Here is a 16785-nt window from a genome sequence, read left to right as displayed (position 1 = left end):
TCGGCGCGGGCGGGACACACGCACCGCGGGGTCGCGGCCGAGAACGCCGCAGGCCCCGCCCCCGCCGGAGCGGGAGACGGGGCCTGCGGAACGGGCGTCAGCGGCGCTTGGACTGCGCGCGGCGCTCCTGGCGGTTGGCGGGGGTGTCGTCCTCGCTCGGCGTCTGCCGGCCGAAGGCACCGGTGGTGGAGGCGTCCTCCTCCTCGCCCTCGGGCAGCGCCGCGCGGGCCTCGGCGGCGCGGGCCTTGGCGGTGGCCGCCTGCTGCACCTGGCCGCGCTGGTCCCGGACCTCGACTCCGCCCGAGTCGCTCGGAGCCGAGTAGCTGAGCTTCTCGACCGGGGCGACGGGCTGCGCGAGACCCTTGGCGGCGACTCCGGCGACCTCGCCCTGCTTCTGGGTGACCTCGACCTCGAGGTTGAACAGGAAGCCGACGGTCTCCTCGCGGATCTGCCCCATCATCTGCTGGAACAGGGCGAAGCCCTCGCGCTGGTACTCGACCAGAGGATCGCGCTGCGCCATCGCGCGCAGGCCGATGCCGTCCTTCAGGTAGTCCATCTCGTAGAGGTGGTCGCGCCAGCGGCGGTCGATGACGGACAGCACGACGCGGCGCTCGAGCTCGCGCATCGCAGGCGAGCCCAGCTGGTCCTCGCGGCGCTGGTAGGCGAGCTTCGCGTCCGAGAGGATCTCGCGGCGCATGAACTCCTTGTTGATGCGGCCGCGGCTGCCCGCCTCCTGCACGACCTCGTCGATCGTGAGGCTGATCGGGTAGAGCGTCTTGAGCTCGGTCCAGAGGGCGTCGAAGTCCCAGTCGTCGCCGTTGCCCTGGCCGGTGTGCACGTCGAGGATCTCGTCGATCACGTCGACGAGGAACTTCTGGGTGCGCTCGTGGAGGTCGTCGCCCTCGAGGATGTGGCGGCGGTCGGAGTAGATCGCCTCGCGCTGGCGGTTGAGGACGTCGTCGTACTTGAGGACGTTCTTGCGGATCTCGGCGTTGCGCGCCTCGACCTGCGACTGCGCGCTGCGGATCGCCCGCGAGACCACCTTCGACTCGATCGCGATGTCGTCCGGCACGTTGCCGCGGCCCATGAGGGCCTCAGCGGCGCCCGAGTTGAACAGGCGCATCAGGTCGTCGGTGAGCGACAGGTAGAAGCGGCTCTCGCCGGGGTCGCCCTGACGTCCCGAGCGGCCGCGGAGCTGGTTGTCGATTCGGCGGGACTCGTGGCGCTCGGTGCCGAGCACGTAGAGACCGCCGGCGGCCTGGACCTTCTCGGCCTCCTCGGCGACCTTCGCCTTGACGCCCTTGAAGACGTCGTCCCACGCGGCCTCGTACTCGTCCGGGGTGTCGACGGGGCTGAGGCCCTTGGCGGTCATCTCGGCGACGGCGAGGAACTCGGCGTTGCCGCCGAGCATCACGTCGGTGCCTCGACCGGCCATGTTCGTCGCGACGGTGACGGCGCCGAGGCGGCCGGCCTGGGCGACGATGGCCGCCTCCCGCGCGTGGTTCTTCGCGTTCAGCACCTCGTGCCGCACGCCCTTCTTGGCGAGCAGGCGCGAGAGGTACTCGCTCTTCTCGACGCTCGTCGTGCCGACGAGGACGGGCTGGCCCTTCTCGTGGCGCTCGGCGATGTCCTCGACGACCTGCGCGAACTTCACCTGCTCGTTCTTGTAGACGAGGTCGGGGTTGTCGATGCGCTGCATCTTGCGGTTGGTGGGGATCGGGACGACGCCGAGCTTGTAGGTCGCCATGAACTCCGACGCCTCGGTCTCGGCGGTTCCGGTCATGCCGGAGAGCTTGGAGTAGAGGCGGAAGTAGTTCTGCAGCGTGACGGTCGCGAGGGTCTGGTTCTCGGCCTTGACCTGCACGCCCTCCTTCGCCTCGATCGCCTGGTGGATGCCCTCGTTGTAGCGGCGCCCGGCGAGGATGCGGCCGGTGTGCTCGTCGACGATCATGACCTCGCCGTTCAGCACGACGTAGTCCTTGTCCTTCTTGAAGAGGGCGCGGGCCTTGATCGAGTTGTTCAGGAACGAGATCAGCGGGGTGTTGGCCGACTCGTACAGGTTGTCGATGCCGAGGTAGTCCTCGACCTTCTCGATGCCGGGCTCGAGGACGCCGACGGTGCGCTTCTTCTCGTCGACCTCGTAGTCCTCGCCCTCGATGAGGCGCTTGGCCAGCCCGGCGAACTCCGAGAACCAGCGGTTCGCCTCGCCCGATGCCGGGCCGGAGATGATCAGCGGCGTGCGCGCCTCGTCGATGAGGATCGAGTCGACCTCGTCGACGATCGCGAAGAAGTGGCCGCGCTGCACCATGTCCTGGGCCTGCCACGCCATGTTGTCGCGCAGGTAGTCGAAGCCGAACTCGTTGTTGGTGCCGTAGGTGATGTCGGCCGCGTACTGCTCGCGGCGCTGCTCCGGGGTCTGGCCCGAGAGGATCACGCCGGTCGTCATGCCGAGCGCGCGGAACACGCGGCCCATGAGCTCCGACTGGTAGGACGCGAGGAAGTCGTTGACCGTGACGATGTGGACGCCGCGGCTGGCGATGGCGTTGAGGTAGGCCGGGAGCGTGGCCACGAGGGTCTTGCCCTCACCGGTCTTCATCTCGGCGATGTTGCCGAGGTGCAGGCCCGCCCCGCCCATCAGCTGCACGTCGAAGTGGCGGAGGCCGAGGGTGCGGCGGGACGCCTCGCGGACGGCGGCGAACGCCTCCGGGAGCAGGTCGTCGAGCGATTCGCCGTTCGAGTAGCGCTCGCGCAGCTCGACGGTCTCGTTCTTCAGCTCCTCGTCGCTGAGGTGCGTGAAGTCCTCTTCGAGGGCGTTGACGGCTTTCGCGTAGTTCTCGAGGCGGCGGAGGATCCGCCCCTCCCCGACGCGAAGGACCTTTTCGAGAACTGAGGCCACGGGGTACTCCAAAACGTAGAAGGCAGGCGCCCGGCGCCAGAGCGCGGACCGCGACCAGCCTAGTCGCGGACCGCCGGGCGCGGACCGTCGGACGCGTCCGCCCTCGGCGGACGCACGGGTCCGCGCACGAGGACGGGCCCCGGCGCTGCACGCACCGGGACCCGTCCGAGGACCGCGAGGACCTAGACCGCGGTCTGCTCCGCGAGCTCGTCGGCCTCGTCGCCGAGGGAGATCACTCCGTAGTCCCAGCCCTTCCGGCGGTAGACCACGCTCGGGCGTCCGGAGTCGGCGTCGATGAACAGGTAGAAGTCGTGTCCGACGAGCTCCATGTAGTCGACGGCGTCGTCGACGCTCATCGAGACGGAGGCGAAGACCTTCTTGCGGATGACGACGGGGCAGTACGGCTCCTCCTCGACGTCGTCCACCGCCTCTGCCGGGGCGGTCTGCACCGGGATCACCCCGGTGCTGACGGCCTGGAGGACGGCGGCGTCGGCCGGCTGGATGCCGACTCCGCTGAAGTCCGCGGCCGCCGCGTCGCGCAGCGACGTGGGCCGGTGCTGGCCCCGATGGACCTTCTTGCGATCCTTGGCTCGTCTCACGCGTTCGAGGAGCCGCCCGAGGGCCACGTCGAACGCCGCGTACTTGTCCGCTCCGTCGGCCTCGGCCCGCACTACGGGCCCCTTGCCGATCAAGGTGAGCTCGACGCGGTCGCCACCGCTCGCCCCCTTGGACTCGCTGTGTCGGCTCGCCCTGATCTCGAGCGCGAGCGCCCGGTCGGCGAGGTGGGCCACCTTCTCCGACTTCTCCGTCGCGTACGCGCGGAAGCGGTCGGTGATGCCCAAGTTGCGTCCTGTGATGTCGATGTCCATGACAACCTCCCAGTCGAGTACGGCGTGCCGCCTTTCTCCGGGCGGACCGTTCACGCCGTGGAGCCCACCGTAGTCCCCGGTCACCGAAGTGTCACCGGACGTTCATCGGAAGACGCGTGCGGAGTTCCCGGGAGTCCCCCGACGATCCGGCGACCGACCGCAGACCGGTGGCCGCCAGGGCGACGGCGCCGCGTACTCTTCCGCCCGCCGCCTCGACGGCGCGCCGGAGCTCGAGGAGCGTCGCGCCCGACGTGACCACGTCGTCGACGAGGACCGCCTCGAGCCCGTCGAGGCGGCGGCGGGCCGCGAACGCGCCGTCGAGGTTGCCGCTGCGCTCGCGCCGGTCGAGGCCCACCTGGTCCACGGAGCGACGCGTGCGCGTGATCGGACGCGCGACCCTCCCGCCGCAGCCGCGGACGAGGAGGTCGACGGGATCGTACCCGCGCCTCATCCGGCGGCCGTGCGAGCCCGGAGGGGCGAGGAGCGTCGCGGTGCGGCCGTCGAGCGCGTGCGCGAGGGCCGGGCGCAGCCGGGCGGCGAGCGCTCCGGCGGCGTCGCTCCGGCCCTCCTCCTTCAGGGCGACCACCAGGCGGCGCACGACCCCGGTGTACGGAGCGCCGGAGGTCACGACGAGCGGGCGCCCCGGCGGCCCGAGAAGGCGCACCGGGGGCGTCGGGAGGGCGGCGAGGGCTTCGGCGCAGTCGTCGCACGGCACGCGCACGACCGGGCGGCCGCAGGCGGGGCAGTCGACCGGGAGCAGGACCGCCAGGGCGTCGAGGAGGGAGTCGCGGAGCATGCGCCGAGCTTGGCCGGCAGCGGACCGGCAGGACACGCCGAGTGCCGGAGTCGGTCGCGGATCGTCCTGGGGAGGAGCCTCAGGACCCCATGCCGGTCTGGGTCGCGAGGAGCCGGACGTCCGTCGCGATCGTCTGCCACGCGGAGCCGCGCTGCTGGCGCAGCTCCCCGCCCTCGGCGAGGATCCGGATCTGCGTGGTCGCGTTGCCGGCCGCGATCTGCGTCGCTCCGCTCGTCGTCCCGAGGGGTGTCGCTCCTCCGCCGAGCTGGTGGAGGGTGACGACGTCCTCTCCTGTGGAGCCGCGGACGACCGAGACCACGTCGAGCTCGTCGGTCCAGCCCGCCGTCACCGCGGTGCCGAGGGTCGAGGCGAGGACGACGGGCTCGCCGACGGCCACCGGGTCGCCGCCGCCGGAGCGCGAGATCCCGGCCACGAGGACGGACGCCTGCTCGCCGTCCTGCACCAGGGCGAGCATCCGTGTGCCGTCCCTCGAGACCGAGAGCGAGGCGATCGTCTCGATCTCGGACCACGCCGTCGCGATCTGGAACGACTCCGTGCCGTCGGGCGAGTACGCGACGAGCTGGTTCGGCGCCGCCGACGGCACCGACCACACGTAGCCGAAGGGATCGATGGCCGGCGCGGTCAGCCCGGCGCGGGCGTCCAGGAGGACGTCCGCCTGATCCGGAGCGACGAGCGAGACCCCCGCGGCCGACAGCACCGCAGCGGCGGCCTCGGAGTCGGCGCCCCGCTGCTCGCCGAGGGCGACGGCTCGCGGCGAGAGCGCGCGCACCCGGTCCGACACCGCCGTCTCGGCCAGGCCGGCAGAGCCGAGGAAGCCGAACGCCTCGTCCGTGAGGACCAGCGGGCGGGTGTCGACGCGTGGACTGATCGGCAGTCCGCTCACCTCGACGGGCACCTCGATCGGGTTCTGCTCGACCGACAGGGTCACGCCGGTCACGTTCGAGACCGAGGCGAGGCTGCGGCTGAGCTGGAGGCGCATCAGGCGCCACTGGCGCTCGTCGGCCTCGAGGGCGGCGGAGTTCAGATCGACCACGGCCTGCTGCGACTCGACCGGGACGGTCTCGGCGGCGAGCGCCGTGCCGGTCGGGAACGCCGAGGCGACGGCTCCGGAGTCGCTCAGCCAGGGCGTGGGGCCGCGCAGGAGCTCGGTGACGATGGTGGTGCTCGTCGAGCTGTCGGCGCGCGACGCGAACCAGCGGAGGTCCGGCACGAGGTACGTGTAGGACGGATCGAAGTAGTACAGCGCGTGGGTCGAGAAGACCTGCTCGAAGGTGGTGCGGTCGATGACGACGCCGCTGGGGGGCGCGCTGATGCGCCACTCCCCGTCCTCCTGGACAAAGCCGTAGTCGAGGCTCAGCGCCGTCGTCGACGAGACCTCGGTGTAGACGCCCGTCGCATCGACCTCGGCGACCGGCGTGATCGACAGCGTCAGCGTCGACGCCGACTGCTGCGCGGGCGAGCGCTGGCCCTCGTCCACCGTGACGTGCTCGCTCGGGGTCCAGTCGGCCCCCGAGGAGAGGAACTCCCGGGCGATCTTGTAGTTGCTCTGCGGGCTGGACGCCGCGTCGATGAAGCCGGTGAGGATCTCCCGCTGCGAGGCGCCCGCCGCCGGCCCCGAGGGCAGGAAGTCGTACTGGAGGTCCTGGGGCCCGGCGTCCGGCCGCCCGACGCCCACGTCACCGTCGCGCGGGATTCCCGCGCATCCGACGAGGGCGAGCAGCAGGGCCGCGGCCCCGGCGAGCGCCCGGAGGCTCCGCCGGCTCACGGCACGGCCTCGGGCAGCGGGGGCATCACGATCGGACCGGTGAAGGCCTGCTCCCCCGCGTCCACGGGCGGGAGGGGCAGCGGCGAGGAGTCGATCCGCTCGCCGCGCCGACGCGGGATGGTCAGGCGGAAGCACGCTCCGCGGTCGGGCATCGACCAGACCTGCAGCCAGCCGTGGTGCAGGGCCGTGTCCTCCTGGGCGATGGACATGCCCAGCCCCGTCCCTCCCAGCGTGCGCTTGCGGGAGGGGTCCGCGCGCCAGAACCGGTCGAAGACCCGCACGACCTCCTCCGAGCTCATCCCGTGACCGTAGTCGCGGACGGCCAGGGCGACCGCCGTCGCGTTGCTGTCGACGGTGACGACGATCTCGCGGCCGTCTCCGTGCTCGATCGCGTTGCCGAGGAGGTTGCGGACGATGCGGCGGATGCGGCGCGCGTCCATGTCGGCGTCGAAGTAGCCGCCGGGCGCGGACAGGGTCAGCACGGAGCCGTTCGCCTCGGCGATCCCGCGCATGCCGTCGATCTCCTCGCTCGCCAGGCGCACCAGGTTCACCGGCTCGAGCTCGAGCTCGGCGGATCCGGCGTCGTGCCGCGAGATCTCGAGGAGGTCGGCGAGCAGGCTCTCGAAGCGGGCGATCTGGCCGTGCAGCAGCTCGACCGTGCGCTCGGCGACCGGAGGGAAGCCCTCGCGCTGGTCGTAGAGGACGTCGCCGGCGAGCTTCATCGTCGTGAGCGGCGTGCGCAGCTCGTGGGAGACGTCCGAGACGAACCGCTGCTGGACGCGGCTCAGCGTCGCGAGCTCGCTGATCTGCTCCTGCAGGCTGTCGGCCATGCCGTTGAAGGAGCGGGCGAGCGTCGCGATCACGTCCTCGCCCTTCTCCGGGATGCGCACGTCCCTGTCGCCGGCGGCGAGCCGCTGGCTCGTCAGCGCCGCGACGCGCACGGGAGCGACCACGAGGCGGACGACGACGTAGCTCACGGCCCCGATCAGCAGGATCAGGAGGAGGCCGGCGATGTTCAGCACCTGCTGCACGAACTGCAGGGTGCGCTCGGCGTCGGCGAGCGAGTAGCCGATGTAGAGCTCGTACCGCCCCGCGGAGCTGGGCAGCTCGAGGGTCGAGCCGACCAAGATCCCCGGCTGCTCCCGGCCGTCCGCGTCGAGCGTCACGGACTGCCAGTACTGCCCCTCGGAGCCCGCCTGCACCCGCTCGCGGAGGTCGGAGCTGATGACGCCGTCCTGCAGCTCGCGGTTGTAGATGTCCTGCGGCGCGAGCGAGGACGCGTCCTGGTCCGGTGAGCGCACGATCGCGATGAGCGCGGAGGAGGAGGCGTCCCGGATCGCAGTGCGGACCGAGCTCATCACCTCCTCCATGTCCTGCCGGGTCGAGACCGTGGCGGCGTCGAGGTAGCCCTGCGCGGCGCGGGTGGCGCGGGAGGTGTCCCCCGTGACCTGCGTCAACCGCGACTGGAAGAGGTTGTCGCTGATGCTGTACGACAGGTACGCGCCGGTCGAGCCGATCGCCACTCCACTGAGCAGCACCGTGATCGCGACCGCGCGGAACTGCAGCGAGCGCCTCCAGGCGCGCAGCACGCGGCGGGGCCACCGGCGGACGCCGGCGACCGGGAAGCGGCGCGCGAGGGACACGGTCAGGCCGGCAGGACGGCGCCGGCGCGGTAGCCGACGCCGCGCACGGTCATCACGATCCGGGGGTCGTCCGGATCCTTCTCGACCTTCGCGCGCAGGCGCTGCACGTGCACGTTCACGAGGCGGGTGTCGGCCTTGTAGTGGTAGCCCCACACCTGCTCGAGCAGCATCTCGCGGGTGAAGACCTGCTGGGGCTTGGAGGCCAGCGCGAGCAGGAGGTCGAACTCGAGGGGCGTCAGGCCGATGCGGGTGTCGCCGCGGCGCACCTCGTGACCGGCGACGTCCAGGCTCAGATCCCCGACCTGGAGAACGGCGTTCGCCGCGACCTGCGCGGGCCGCAGGCGGGTCTTGATCCGCGCGACGAGCTCCTTCGGGTCGAAGGGCTTGACCATGTAGTCGTCCGCACCGGACTCGAGGCCCTGCACGACGTCCGAGGTGTCGGACTTCGCGGTGAGCATGATGATCGGCACGCCGGACTCGGCGCGGACCGCCCGGCAGACCTCGATGCCGTCCATGCCCGGGAGCATCAGGTCGAGCAGGAGGAGGTCGGGGCGGGACCGGCGGAACGCCTCCAGGGCGCCGGAGCCGTCGGCGCAGAAGGAGACGTCGTAGTCCTCCGCCCGCAGCACGATGCCGATCATCTCGGCCAGGGCCGCATCGTCGTCGACCACCAGAATGCGCGCGCTCATCAGCCTGTCTTCCTCGTCCTCTTCTCGCGCTCACCCCCCTGGGCACCCGCGGATGTGCTCCAGGCTAACCGAGTCCGCCCGGGCTTCGGCCGGACGCCGGGCGGGAGCCGCCGACGGGCCTGTGACAGCATGGGAGGGATGACCGACGCAGCTCACTGGCCACCGCCCGCGGAGCCCTCCGACCCGGCCTCCGTGCAGGACGCTCCGGGCCCGGCGACGGGCGCGCCGATCCCTCCCGCTCCGGTCGCGCCGGCGGCGTGGACGCCGTCGAGTCCCTGGCAGCCGACGGGTGCTCCGGCGGGCTGGACCCCGCCGCCGCGACCCGGGCTCGTCCCCCTGCGCCCGCTCGGCTTCGGCACCCTCCTCGGCGCCCCCTTCCAGGTGCTGCGCCGAAGCCCGCGCACCACCCTCGGCGTCGCCCTCCTCCTCCAGGGCGTCGGCTCGGTGCTGGCCCTCGTGATCTACGGAGTCGTCGCCCTCCTCGCCATCGGCCGGATCGACCAGGCGGACGTCGCCGATCGGGACGCCGTCGGGGCCGGGGCCGTCGCGATCGTGATCCTGGCCGCGCTCATCCCTCTCGGCGTCTCGCTCGCCACGGGAGCCCTCGTCCAGGGGGTCGTGGTGCTCGAGGTGTCGCGCGCCGTGCTGGGCGAGCGTCCGACCCTGAAGCAGCTGCTGGGCCGCCTCCGAGGCCGCTTCTGGGCGCTGGTCGGCTGGACGGTCCTCGAGGGCGTCGGGCTGATGCTGCTCGTCCTGATCGCGGTCGCCGTGGCGGTGCCCCTGTTCGTCGTCGGCGCCCAGGACGCGGGGGCCGGCGCGATCGTCGGCGGGGTCCTCGTGCTGCTCTTCGCCGGGGCGGCGGCGACCGCGCTCGGCGTCTGGCTCGGCACGAAGCTCGCCCTCGTGCCCAGCCTCATCGTCGTCGAGCGCCTCCCGCTGCGTCGGGCGGTCGCGCGGTCGTGGCGGCTCGTGACGGGCGGATTCTGGCGGACGCTCGGCGCACTGGCGCTGATGCTCCTCATCGTGCAGGTCGCGGGCCAGGTCGTCGCGACTCCGCTCAGCCTGCTGGTGCCGATCGGCGGCGCGCTGATCGCCCCGACCGATCCGAACGCGCAGATCGTCGCGTCCCTGGTCGTCACGCTGCTCTCCCTCGCCGTGGGACTGGTGATCGGAGCGGTCGGCACGGTGTTGCAGGCCGCGGTCACCGGGCTCGCGTACCTCGACCGCCGGATGCGGCGGGAGGGCTTCGATCTCGTGCTGATGCGGCACGTCGAGGACCGCGCCGCCGGGCTCCCCAGCCCGGACCCCTTCCCCGCTCCGGAGCGGGCGCCGCGGTGATCCGCGCCGTCCTGGCCGCGGCTCCGCTCGACCCCGACGCCCGCGAGGCCCGCCGCCTCCTGCTCGAGGAGCTGGCGGATCCGCGCTACCGCGCGGCGGAGCCGAGCTGGTTCGATCGCGCCGTGCAGGCGATCCGCGACTGGTTCACGTCGCTCAGCGTCCCCACCGACGGACCGGCCGTCCCGATCGCCGCCGTGATCGGGGTGCTCGTGGTTCTGGCGCTCGTGGTCACCGCCCTGCTGATCGCCGGGCGACCGAGCCTGCGGCGCCGCAGCTCGGTGCGCGGATCGGTCCTCGCGGAGGACGACGGCCGGTCGGCCGACGAGCTCCGCGCGCTGGCCGACGCGGCGGCCGCTCGCGGCGACTGGGACGAGGCGGTGATCGAGCGCTTCCGGGCCCTCGTCCGCGCTCTCGACGAGCGGACGCTCGTGCGCGCCTCGCCGGGCACGACCGCGCACGGCTTCGCCCGACGCGCGCAGGCCGTGTTCCCCGCGGCCTCGGCGGCCCTCCGACGCGCCGCGGACGACTTCGACGGCGTGCGGTACCTCGACCGTCCGGGCGGCACCGACGACTACGCGCGCATCCGTGCGCTCGACGACTCGCTCGCCCGGGAGGCCGCTCCCCTCGACCCGCTCTCGAGCACGGCGGACCGCCGGTGAGCGCGACCGACACGGTGTCGACGCCCACCCTCGGCGCGCTGCTGCGCCGGGGGCGCCTCTGGGCCGTGCTCCTCGCCCTCGTCGCGGTCGGGACCCTCCTGCTCACCGTCGCGACGGGAGCGCCGTCCCTCGCACCGGACCTCGATCCCGACAGCGCCGCTCCGGATGGTGCGCGCGCGGTGGCGCAGGTCCTCCGCGAGCAGGGCGTCGACGTGGTCCGGGCGGACGTGCTCGAGGACGCGACCGCGGCGGCCGGCCCGGGAACGACCGTTCTCGTCGACGACTCCGACGCCGTGCTCGACACCGACCAGTACGCGGACCTCGAGGACGCCGCCGCCGCGATCGTCCTGGTGCAGCCGACCGGCGACGCCCTCGAGGCGCTCCTGCCCGGCGCCGCCTTCGCCGGGGCGCCCCTCGACGGCGGCGATCTCGACGCGGACTGCAGTCTGCCCGCCGCCGCGCGCGCCGAGAGCATCCCCTCGGGCGGCCAGACCTACCGGCTCCTCGACGGCGGAGCGACAGGCTGCTTCCCCTCCGGCGACGACGCCTACGCCCTGGTCTCGGGCACGAGCCCCGGAGGAGCGGACGTCACGGTCGTCGGCGACGCGGCCCTCCTCCGCAACAGCACCGTCGACGAGGGCGGCCGGGCCGCGCTCGCCCTGAACCTCCTCGGGGCCCGCGACCGGCTCGTCTGGTACCGCGTGAGCCTCGACGACCTCCGCGGAGAAGCGGCCGTCGATCCCGCCGATCTCGCCCCTGGATGGGTCACGCCCGCGATCCTCCTGCTCCTCGGCGTGGGCGTCGCCGCGGCGGTGTGGCGCGGTCGCCGCTTCGGCCCCCTCGCCGTCGAGCCGCTGCCCGTCGTCGTGCACGCCAGCGAGACCGCTCGCGGCCGCGCGCGCCTCTACGCCCGCGGAGGGACGCGGCTGCGCGCCCTCGACGCGCTCCGCATCGGCACGCTCCGGCGGCTCGCCTCGATGCTCGGCCTGTCCGCCTCCGCCGGGGTCGACGAGATCGTGACGGGAGCCGCCGACCTGCTCGGCCGGGACCCGGTCGCCCTGCGCCGCCTGCTCGTCGACGACACGCCCGCGGACGACCGCGCGCTCGTCAGCGCCTCCGACGACCTCCTCCGTCTCGAGAGCGCCGTGCGCGCCGCCCTCGCTCCGACTCCGCACCCCGCCCGACGACAGGAAGGCCCCCTCCGATGACCGACTCCACCCTCCCGCCGATCGCCGACGACGCGCTGCGCGGCGAGCTCGACCGCGTCCGCACCGAGGTCGGCCGCGCCGTCGTCGGTCAGGACGGCGCGGTCTCGGGACTGCTCATCGCCCTGCTCGCGGGCGGTCACGTGCTGCTCGAGGGCGTCCCCGGAGTCGCGAAGACGCTGCTCGTCCGCGCCCTGTCGTTGTCGCTCGGGCTGGACACGCGGCGCGTGCAGTTCACCCCCGATCTGATGCCCGGCGACATCACCGGCTCACTCGTCTACGACGCCTCGACCTCCGGATTCGCGTTCCGCGAGGGCCCGGTCTTCACGAACCTCCTGCTGGCGGACGAGATCAACCGCACCCCTCCCAAGACCCAGGCCGCACTGCTCGAGGCGATGGAGGAGCGCCAGGTCAGCGTCGACGGGCGGACCCTCGCGCTGCCCGATCCGTTCCTCGTCGCCGCCACCCAGAACCCGGTCGAGTACGAGGGCACCTACGCGCTGCCCGAGGCGCAGCTCGACCGCTTCCTGCTCAAGCTCGTCCTCGAGATCCCGCCGCGCGACGTGGAGGTCGAGGTCCTCTCCCGCCACGCCGTGGGCTTCGACCCGCGCGACCTGGCCGCGGCCGGCGTGCACCCGGTGCTCGACGCCTCTCGCCTGCGCGCCGCTCAGGAGTCCGTCCGCCGCGTCGGGGCCGGTCCCGACGTGCTGGGCTACATCGTCGACATCGCCCGCGCCACCCGCGAGAGCCCGAGCGTGAAGCTCGGCGTGAGCCCTCGCGGCTCGACCGCGCTCCTGGCGGCCTCGCGCGCCTGGGCCTGGCTGAACGGCTACGGATCCATCACTCCGGACCACGTGCAGGCGATGGTCCTGCCGGTCCTGCGCCACCGGATCCAGCTGCAGCCGGAGGCCGAGCTCGAGGGCGTGCGCACCGAGGCCGTCCTCGGCGGCATCCTGCAGCAGGTCCGGGTCCCGGTCTGACCCGTGCACCTCACCGGACGCTCCGTCCTCGTCCTCCTCGTCGGCCTCGTGCCTGTCGTCCTGCTCGGTGGGAGCGCGCAGGCCGCCGTCGTCGTGCTCGCGCTCTGGCTGCTCGCCTGGTGCGTCCTGGTCGGCATCGACCTCCTCGTCGCGGGGTCGCCGCGCGCGATCGTCCTGGAGCGGAGCGTCCCCGACCGGGTCCGCCTCGGTGAGCGCGCCGAGGCGGAGCTGCTGATCACGAACACCGGCCGTCGCCGCATCACGGGCGTCGTCCGAGACGCCTGGGAGCCGTCAGCGGGGGCGCTGCGCACCTGCACCGCCCTCCGGCTGCCACCTGGCGAGCGCCGCGCGGTCACGACGGTGCTCGAGCCGCGCAGGCGCGGCGAGCGCCGGGCGCTGCACGTGACCGTCCGCTCGAACGGGGTCCTCGGCCTCGCCGGGCGGCAGGCGACGCGCTCGGCCCCCGCGACAGTGCGGGTGCTCCCGCCGTTCCGGTCGCGCCGGCACCTGCCCTCGCGGCTCGCCCGGCTGCGCGAGCTCGAGGGCCGCACGAGCGTGATGATCCGCGGGCAGGGCACCGAGTTCGACAGCCTCCGCGAGTACGTCCGCGGAGACGACGTCCGCTCCCTCGACTGGAGGGCCACCGCCCGCCGCCGCGAGCCCGTCGTGCGGACCTGGCGCCCGGAGCGGGACCGCCGGGTGGTCGTCGTGCTCGACACCGGTCGTACCTCCGCGGCGCGGATCGCGGACGAGCCGCGGCTGGACACCGCGATCGAGGCGGCACTGCTCCTGTCGGCTCTGGCTGCCGGCGCCGGCGACCGGATCGACGTGCTCGCGTTCGACCGCACCCGTCGGGCACGGGTCCACGGCGCCACCGGCAGCGAGGTGCTCGGCCGCGTCGTCGACGCGCTGGCGCCGGTGCAGCCCCAGCTGATCGAGACCGACTGGTCGGCCGTGCCCGCGCAGGTGCGCGCCCTGGTCTCGCAGCGCTCGCTCGTCGTCCTCCTGACCGCGCTGGACTCGGTCGGGGCGTCCGAGGGCCTGCTCGCGGTGCTCCCCCAGCTCACCCGCACCCACACGGTCGTCGTGGCGTGCGCCGTGGATCCCGAGCTCGTCGAGATGGCGGCCGATCGGAGCGACCGCGCGGCCGTCTACACCGCCGCGGCGGCCGAGCGCTCGCTGAGCGACGCGGACCGCCTCTCCGCCGCCGTCCGCCGGCTCGGCGGCGACGTCGTGCTCGGCACTCCGGAGAAGCTCCCGCCGGCGCTCGCCGACCGCTACCTCGCGCTCAAGGCGGCCGGGCGGCTCTGAGAACGCGTCAGGCGTCGGCGATGCTCCGGGAGCCGCGGGCCGCACGGTCGAGGTCGCCGGTCTCGCCCGCGCGCGCCGCACGGCCGCCGAGCACGATCATGTAGGCGAGGAAGGCGAGCAGCGCCGCCGAGCCGATCCCGATCTTGACGAACCACGGCCACGGGGCCGGCGTCACGAAGCCCTCGATGACCCCGGCGACGAACAGCACGAAGACCAGCCCGATCGCGACGGTGAACAGGCTCCTCGCGTCCTCGGCCAGGGCCTGCCCGCGCGTGCGCGCTCCCGGCGCGATCCAGGCCCAGAAGATGCGCAGTCCCGCCGCCGCGGCGACGAACACCGCGGTCAGCTCGAGCTGACCGTGCGGGGCGATGTAGAGGAAGAAGGTGTCGCCCTCGCCGTAGTGGAACATGACGGCGACGGAGGTGCCCAGGTTCTGCGCGTTCTGCAGGAGGATGTACGGCACGTAGACACCGACGATCCCGAAGGCGACGCACTGCGCCGCGATCCACGCGTTGTTGGTCCAGACCTGGCCGGCGAAGGACGCGGCGGGGTTCTCGGAGTAGTAGTCGACGAAGTCGTCCTCGGCGAAGCGCCGCAGCTGCTCGTCGTCGCCGAGCGAGGCCAGCAGCCGTGCGTCGCCGAGGATCCACACCGCGAACAGGGTCGCGATCAGCGCCGTGGCGAGCGCGACCGCGAGGGTCAGCCAGCGGAGTCGGTGCAGCGCCGCGGGGAGCGTCACGACCGCGAAGCGCGAGACCGCCGCCAGCGGGTCCTCGCCCGTCCCGGTGAGCCGACCGCGCGCCCTCGACAGCGAGACCGCGAGCCTGGCGCCCGCGGCGGTCGAGCCGGCCGTGGAGGCGATCGCGGCGAGATCGGCGGAGGCGGACTGGTACCGCTCCACCAGCTCGTCCGCCTCGTCGCCGGTCAGCCTCCGCTTGCGCGAGAGCTCGTCCAGGCGGCGCCAGTGCTCCGCACGAGCGGTCGAGAGAGCGTCGATGTCCATCTGTTTAGATGATAGCCATGGGCACCGATCGGGCGGACGACGACGACGGCCTGGTCACCGGCGAGGCGATCGCCCTCGAGGTGCCCGTCACCAGCTTCGTCCTGCGCGCGTGCGGGGCGATCATCGATCTGGTCGCCGAGCTCCTGCTCGCGCTCCTGCTCTTCTACCTGGTCTCGGTCCTCGCGGGCGACGGCGGGCTCGACGCGTCGGCCGCCGCGGCGGTCGGCGTCGCCGCCCTCGTGACCTCCCTCGTCCTCGTCCCGGTCGTCGTCGAGACGGCCACGCGCGGACGCTCGCTCGGCAAGCTCGCTGTCGGCGCCCGGGTCGTCCGCGACGACGGTGGTGCGATCTCGTTCCGCCACGCCCTCGTGCGCGGCCTGACCGCCGTGCTCGAGATCGTGATGACGGCGGGCGGTCTCGCCGCGGTCGTCGGGCTGCTCTCGCGCCGCTCCCGCCGCCTCGGCGACGTCCTCGCCGGCACCCACAGCCAGCTCGAGCGCGTCCCCGCGGCGGCTCCGCTGCAGGCCGAGGTCCCGGCTCCGCTCCTCGGCTGGGCGGCGACCGCCGACGTCGCCCGTCTGCCCGACGCCCTCGCGCGCCGCCTCGCCCAGTTCCTCCGGCAGCGCGGCGGCATGACGGAGCCGTCCCGCTCCCGGCTGGCCGCCTCCCTCGCCCACGAGGCGTCGGCCTTCGTGTCGCCGGTGCCCGCGGCGCCGGCCGAGGACTTCCTGCTGGCGGTCGCCGCCCTGCGCCGCGCCCGCGAGGAGCGCGCCCTCCGCCTGTCGGCCGACCGCCTCGAGCGGCTGGCGCCCGTGCTCTCGGCGGGGCCCCGGGGCTTCCCGCCGCGCACGGATCAGCCCTCGATCGACGGCTCGCGGTAGCGGATCACGCTCCAGCCGACCGGCACCGAGAGCCGCCGGTCGTGCTCCTCGCACAGGTCGTAGCCGTGCGGATCGGGTGCGGGGCTGAGCGGGCCGACCGCGACGAGGGAGTCGCCGTAGTCGTAGGTCAGCGTGACGACGGCCGGGGCGCTGCAGCCCGTCCGCGAGCACTGCCGTCCGTTCATCGCGCCCACAGTAGCAATAGGCTGGAGGCATGCCCCGTGCTCGTCGTTCCACCGCCCGTCAGGCGGCTTCGGCCCGGGGCGGATCCCGCGACAGGCACGGGCGCGGCATCCGCGGCCCGGTCACCGGGCCCCACCTGCCCCTCCTGCAGACCCGCACCGACTTCTTCGAGCTGACGGTCGGCTCCGCGATCGACTACCTCCGCGGCGCGTGGCCGGACGAGCTCGCGGGCATCCACGTCGATGTCGCGGCCACCCCCGACGTCGATCCGGCACGCCTGGCGGCCACCGGGATCGCCCGCTGGCGCGTCGATCACGCCGAGCGCCGCATCACGCTCTACCGCGTTCCGATCGAGCGCCTGGCCAAGCTGCACCGGCGCGACGACCAGCACCAGCGGCTGCTCATCGAAAGCTACGTGTTCCGCGCCGTGGCGGAGCTGCTCGGCCGCGATCCGTGGGACATCTCGCCGGACCGCTTCCGCCACCTCTAGGGCCTGTCGAACACGAGATCGCCGTCGCGGTCGACGGAACCCCGGCGGCCCGGACC

General features: G+C 73.4%; 15 protein-coding genes. 7 read left to right on the top strand and 8 right to left on the bottom strand.

Going from position 1 to position 16785, the window contains the following annotated elements:
- Nucleotides 1-97: 97 nt before the first annotated feature.
- The 6 genes from secA to mtrA form a co-directional block, all read right to left on the bottom strand.
- Nucleotides 98-2896, bottom strand: coding sequence for a preprotein translocase subunit SecA (secA, locus tag C1I63_RS11275; RefSeq protein ID WP_107574843.1), 2799 nt, complete (start codon nt 2894-2896; stop codon nt 98-100).
- A 182-nt stretch (nt 2897-3078) separates the two neighbouring features.
- Nucleotides 3079-3765, bottom strand: a complete 687-nt coding sequence (gene hpf, locus C1I63_RS11270) for a ribosome hibernation-promoting factor, HPF/YfiA family (RefSeq protein WP_055788221.1) — start codon at nt 3763-3765, stop codon at nt 3079-3081.
- A 91-nt stretch (nt 3766-3856) separates the two neighbouring features.
- Nucleotides 3857-4561 carry a ComF family protein gene (locus C1I63_RS11265; RefSeq protein ID WP_211315613.1) on the bottom strand — a complete coding sequence of 235 codons (705 nt, stop codon included), beginning with the start codon at nt 4559-4561 and terminating at the stop codon, nt 3857-3859.
- Nucleotides 4562-4640: 79 nt separating this feature from the next.
- Complete coding sequence (locus C1I63_RS19780) at nt 4641-6347, bottom strand: LpqB family beta-propeller domain-containing protein (RefSeq protein WP_170116372.1); 1707 nt, start codon at nt 6345-6347, stop codon at nt 4641-4643.
- Nucleotides 6344-7990, bottom strand: coding sequence for an MtrAB system histidine kinase MtrB (mtrB, locus tag C1I63_RS11250; RefSeq protein ID WP_107574841.1), 1647 nt, complete (start codon nt 7988-7990; stop codon nt 6344-6346). The genes C1I63_RS19780 and mtrB overlap by 4 nt, the downstream gene beginning before the upstream one ends.
- A gap of 2 nt (nt 7991-7992) precedes the next feature.
- Nucleotides 7993-8679: an MtrAB system response regulator MtrA gene (gene mtrA, locus C1I63_RS11245; RefSeq protein ID WP_055788207.1), complete on the bottom strand. Its 687-nt coding sequence runs from the start codon at nt 8677-8679 to the stop codon at nt 7993-7995.
- A 138-nt stretch (nt 8680-8817) separates the two neighbouring features.
- Here mtrA and C1I63_RS19505 point away from each other — a divergent pair, with 138 nt between their 5' ends.
- Genes C1I63_RS19505 through C1I63_RS11225 form a run of 5 tightly spaced genes read left to right on the top strand, consistent with a single transcriptional unit; the run spans nt 8818 to nt 14172 of the window.
- Entirely contained in the window at nt 8818-10017 is a 1200-nt protein-coding gene (locus C1I63_RS19505) for a hypothetical protein (RefSeq protein WP_146168451.1), read from the top strand.
- Entirely contained in the window at nt 10014-10676 is a 663-nt protein-coding gene (locus C1I63_RS19500; RefSeq protein WP_146168450.1) for a DUF4129 domain-containing protein, read from the top strand. The genes C1I63_RS19505 and C1I63_RS19500 overlap by 4 nt, the downstream gene beginning before the upstream one ends.
- A complete protein-coding gene (locus tag C1I63_RS20295) occupies nt 10673-11884 on the top strand; it encodes a DUF4350 domain-containing protein (RefSeq protein WP_107574840.1) in 1212 nt (403 codons plus the stop codon). The genes C1I63_RS19500 and C1I63_RS20295 overlap by 4 nt, the downstream gene beginning before the upstream one ends.
- Nucleotides 11881-12861: an AAA family ATPase gene (locus C1I63_RS11230; RefSeq protein ID WP_107574839.1), complete on the top strand. Its 981-nt coding sequence runs from the start codon at nt 11881-11883 to the stop codon at nt 12859-12861. Before C1I63_RS20295 ends, C1I63_RS11230 begins: the two co-directional genes overlap by 4 nt.
- 3 nt (nt 12862-12864) lie before the next feature.
- Nucleotides 12865-14172: a DUF58 domain-containing protein gene (locus C1I63_RS11225; protein WP_107574838.1), complete on the top strand. Its 1308-nt coding sequence runs from the start codon at nt 12865-12867 to the stop codon at nt 14170-14172.
- Between the two features lie 7 nt (nt 14173-14179).
- Here the strand turns inward: C1I63_RS11225 and C1I63_RS11220 are convergent, their stop codons facing one another.
- Nucleotides 14180-15175: a stage II sporulation protein M gene (locus C1I63_RS11220; RefSeq protein ID WP_107574837.1), complete on the bottom strand. Its 996-nt coding sequence runs from the start codon at nt 15173-15175 to the stop codon at nt 14180-14182.
- A 17-nt stretch (nt 15176-15192) separates the two neighbouring features.
- Between C1I63_RS11220 and C1I63_RS11215 the strand changes: the two genes are divergently transcribed.
- Nucleotides 15193-16056 (top strand): RDD family protein, encoded by an 864-nt coding sequence (locus C1I63_RS11215; protein ID WP_244907039.1) that lies wholly within the window; start codon nt 15193-15195, stop codon nt 16054-16056.
- Here the strand turns inward: C1I63_RS11215 and C1I63_RS11210 are convergent.
- Complete coding sequence (locus tag C1I63_RS11210) at nt 16029-16241, bottom strand: DUF3499 family protein (RefSeq protein WP_055789065.1); 213 nt, start codon at nt 16239-16241, stop codon at nt 16029-16031. The genes C1I63_RS11215 and C1I63_RS11210 overlap by 28 nt on opposite strands.
- A 29-nt stretch (nt 16242-16270) precedes the next feature.
- Between C1I63_RS11210 and C1I63_RS11205 the strand changes: the two genes are divergently transcribed.
- The gene (locus C1I63_RS11205) at nt 16271-16729 is read left to right on the top strand and encodes a metallopeptidase family protein (RefSeq protein WP_055788187.1); all 459 of its coding nucleotides are present in this window, start codon (nt 16271-16273) and stop codon (nt 16727-16729) included.
- Nucleotides 16730-16785: the final 56 nt, after the last annotated feature.

The sequence above is a fragment of the Rathayibacter caricis DSM 15933 genome, from assembly GCF_003044275.1.
Classification (GTDB): domain Bacteria; phylum Actinomycetota; class Actinomycetes; order Actinomycetales; family Microbacteriaceae; genus Rathayibacter; species Rathayibacter caricis.
The sequence above is the reverse complement of the archived record's forward strand: the minus strand, read 5'-3'. Positions and strand labels throughout refer to the sequence as shown.

Excerpts from the sequence above, each read along its gene's own strand:
- mtrA (WP_055788207.1), bottom strand. The coding sequence starts at position 8,679 with ATGAGCGCGCGCATTCTGGTGGTCGACGACGATGCGGCCCTGGCCGAG.
- C1I63_RS11265 (WP_211315613.1), bottom strand. The coding sequence starts at position 4,561 with ATGCTCCGCGACTCCCTCCTCGACGCCCTGGCGGTCCTGCTCCCGGTC.
- C1I63_RS19505 (WP_146168451.1), top strand. The coding sequence starts at position 8,818 with ATGACCGACGCAGCTCACTGGCCACCGCCCGCGGAGCCCTCCGACCCG.
- C1I63_RS11215 (WP_244907039.1), top strand. The coding sequence starts at position 15,193 with ATGGGCACCGATCGGGCGGACGACGACGACGGCCTGGTCACCGGCGAG.
- C1I63_RS11210 (WP_055789065.1), bottom strand. The coding sequence starts at position 16,241 with ATGAACGGACGGCAGTGCTCGCGGACGGGCTGCAGCGCCCCGGCCGTC.
- hpf (WP_055788221.1), bottom strand. The coding sequence starts at position 3,765 with ATGGACATCGACATCACAGGACGCAACTTGGGCATCACCGACCGCTTC.
- C1I63_RS11220 (WP_107574837.1), bottom strand. The coding sequence starts at position 15,175 with ATGGACATCGACGCTCTCTCGACCGCTCGTGCGGAGCACTGGCGCCGC.
- C1I63_RS11205 (WP_055788187.1), top strand. The coding sequence starts at position 16,271 with ATGCCCCGTGCTCGTCGTTCCACCGCCCGTCAGGCGGCTTCGGCCCGG.
- C1I63_RS11230 (WP_107574839.1), top strand. The coding sequence starts at position 11,881 with ATGACCGACTCCACCCTCCCGCCGATCGCCGACGACGCGCTGCGCGGC.